Here is a 3085-nt window from a genome sequence, read left to right as displayed (position 1 = left end):
TCGCAGCCGCTGCCCGCACAAGGCAAACGCACTGGCCGACGTTGTTGTACAACGTCGGCTTTGTGCTTTCCGAAGGAAATAAACGGAGCACCCCTATGTCCTTGAAGCAACAGCTTACCGAAGACATGAAAACCGCCATGCGCGGTGGTGACAAGGATCGCCTCGGGGTGATCCGCCTGATCCTCGCCGCCGTCAAGCAACGCGAAGTGGATGAGCGGATCCAGCTGGACGACACCCAGACCATTGCCGTGCTGGAGAAGATGCTCAAGCAGCGCAAGGATTCGGTGAGTCAGTACACCGCCGCCGGCCGCGAAGACCTGGCCAATGTCGAACGCGCCGAAATGGTGGTGATCGAGGCCTACCTGCCTGCCAAGCTCAGCGATGCCGAAGTCGACGCGATGATCGAGGCCGCCATCGCCGAAACCGGCGCGAGCAGCGCGCGAGACATGGGCAAGGTGGTCGCCGCGGTGAAAACCAAGGCCGCCGGCCGTGCCGACATGGCGCAAGTGTCGGCCCGCATCAAAGCCCGCTTGAACTGATGCCCGCCTCGGCAGCGCCCGATGGCGCTGCCTTCACGCGCACCGCGTTTAGATGCCTCCACGCAACACGCGGGAGAAAGACGCATGCTCAAGTGGGCGATCATCTTTGCGATCATTTCCCTGGTGGCCGGCTGGCTGGGCTTCGGCTCGTTGTCCGGTGTCGCCGCCACCATCGCCAAGGTTTTGTTTGGCATATTCGTGATCATCTTCATCATCGCCCTGCTGGCGGTGATCGGCGTGTTTCACATGGCGACATAGCCCTTTAGCGATCTCGCCACGGCGTCCGGCTAGACTAGCCGGATGCGTGGCCGTATTCCCGACAGTTTCATCGACGAACTGCTTGCTCGCGTCGACATCGTCGACGTGATCGAGCGTCGCGTGCCGCTAAAGAAAGCCGGGCGCGAATGGACCGCCTGCTGCCCTTTCCACAACGAACGCACGCCATCGTTCTACGTCAGTCCCGCCAAGCAGTTCTTCCACTGCTTCGGCTGCGGCGCGCATGGCAGCGCGATCAAATTTCTGATGGATTACGAGCGGCTGGAATTTCCGGACGCAGTGGAAGAACTCGCCCAGGCGGTGGGCCTGAAAGTCCCCTATGAAGGTGGCCGCGACAACGCTCCGCGCGAAGACAAGACCGATCTCTACGCCGTGCTCGACGCCGCCGCGCGCTGGTACGAAGGCGAGCTGAAAAAAAACGGCGACGCCAACGCGTATTGCCAAAAGCGTGGCCTGGACGCCAACACCATCGCGAGCTTTCGCATCGGCTGGGCGCCGGCGGGTTTTGATGGCGTGATCCGCAACCTCGGCACCAGCGACAAGCGCATGCAACTGCTGACCGAAGCAGGCATGGTCGCCAACAACGAACGCGGCAACAAATACGATCGCTTCCGCGAACGCCTGATGTTCCCGATTCTGGATCGCCGCGGGCGCGTGATCGCGTTTGGCGGCCGCGTGCTGAAATCGGAGCAAGGACCGAAATACCTCAATTCGCCGGAAACACCGCTATTCCACAAAGGCCGCGAGCTGTTCGCGCTGTGGCAGGTCAAGCAAGCCAACAGCAACCTCGCGCGCATCGTGGTGGTGGAAGGCTACATGGACGTGATCGCGCTGCATCAGGCCGGTTTGCCGATTGCCGTGGCGACATTGGGCACGGCGACCACGCCCGAGCACACCGAAGTATTGTTCCGCGCTGCGCCGGACGTGGTGTTCTGCTTCGACGGCGATCGCGCCGGACGCGCGGCGGCGTGGAAAGCCTTGGAATCCGCCCTGCCCCGCTTGCGTGACGGGCGCCAGGCGTACTTTCTGTTTTTGCCCGAAGGCGAAGACCCGGACACGCTGGTACGCAAGGAAGGCAAGGACGGTTTCGAAAAACGTCTGCGCGAAGCGACACCTTTATCTGAATATTTCTTCGGCGAGCTCTCGCACGACGTGGATGTAAGCAAGCTCGACGGGCGCGCACGCCTGGCCGAACGCGCACGCCCGCTGATTGCACGCTTGCCGGACGGCGCCTTTCGCGACCTGATGGCGCAAGAGCTGGAAAAGCGCACCGGTGCACGCGCCGTATTGGAAGCCGAACCCGCTGCGCGGCAAGCCATTCAACGTCGGGGCGCCGTGCAACGCTCGCTGGTACGCAGCGCCATTGCGTTGCTGCTGGCGCAACCGGGCGTCGCCGACGAGGTGGAACGGCCCTATGGTTTTCTACGCCTGGCCAAGCCTGGCGTGGATCTGCTGGCCGAACTGATCGACACCGCACGCGCCAGGCCCGGCATCAATGCCGCGATGCTGGTGGAACATTTTGCCGGCCGGCCCGAATACGCCTCACTGCAAAAGCTGATGGCCACCACGGTCGTCGGCGAACCGGAAACCCAGCGCGTGGAATTCTTCGACGCGCTATCACGCATGGAAAAGCAGGCCATCGACCAGCGCCGCGATGCACTGGTCGCCAAAAACCGCGAAGGCACATTGACCAGTGCTGAAAAAGCCGAGCTGCGCGAACTGCTCGCTGCACGCGCGCCAAAGCCGACGGCCGCGTCATGATCGACCCGCCGACAACAAGGAACGTCGATGGATTTGCTTGAACGCCTGATCACTTTTTTCGCCGAGAACGGCTACGTGGCCGTACTGATGGCGCTGCTGCTGTGCGGCGCCGGCTTGCCGCTGCCGGAAGACATTACCCTGGTCGCTGGCGGCGTGATCGCGGGCCTGGGCTACGCCAACGTGCACATCATGGTCGGCGTCACGATGGTCGGCGTGCTGGCCGGCGATGCCGGCATGTTCCTGCTCGGCCATCACTTCGGCACGCATATCCTGCAGTGGAAACCCATCTCCTGGCTGATGCCGCCACGACGTTACGCCAAGGTGCAAGATCAGTTCACGCGCTATGGCAATCGCCTCATGTTTTTCGCGCGCTTTCTACCCGGCATGCGCACGGCGATCTACACCACGGCGGGTGCCACGCATCGCGTGAGCTTCTGGCGGTTTCTGCTGCTGGATGGCGCCGCTGCACTGATCAGCGTGCCGATCTGGGTGTACCTGGGCTACTTCGG

Annotated in this window: 4 protein-coding genes; all 4 read left to right on the top strand. The window is 62.7% G+C overall.

The window, feature by feature from the left end:
- The first annotated feature begins 95 nt into the window (after positions 1–95).
- On the top strand, positions 96–539 hold the full coding sequence (locus tag VJR68_RS01445) for a GatB/YqeY domain-containing protein (protein WP_324145767.1): 444 nt from the start codon (positions 96–98) through the stop codon (positions 537–539).
- Positions 540–623: 84 nt separating this feature from the next.
- Positions 624–797: a DUF1328 domain-containing protein gene (locus tag VJR68_RS01440; protein ID WP_324145766.1), complete on the top strand. Its 174-nt coding sequence runs from the start codon at positions 624–626 to the stop codon at positions 795–797.
- A gap of 42 nt (positions 798–839) precedes the next feature.
- Positions 840–2576, top strand: a complete 1737-nt coding sequence (gene dnaG, locus VJR68_RS01435; RefSeq protein WP_324145765.1) for a DNA primase — start codon at positions 840–842, stop codon at positions 2574–2576.
- Between the two features lie 27 nt (positions 2577–2603).
- A partial coding sequence (locus tag VJR68_RS01430; protein ID WP_324145764.1) for a DedA family protein occupies positions 2604–3085 on the top strand: 482 nt, incomplete at its 3' end.

Source organism: Dyella sp., assembly GCF_035277725.1.
In the GTDB taxonomy this organism is placed as follows: domain Bacteria; phylum Pseudomonadota; class Gammaproteobacteria; order Xanthomonadales; family Rhodanobacteraceae; genus Dyella_B.
Note: the sequence above shows the minus strand (reverse complement) of the source record. Positions and strands in the feature narration are given on the sequence as shown.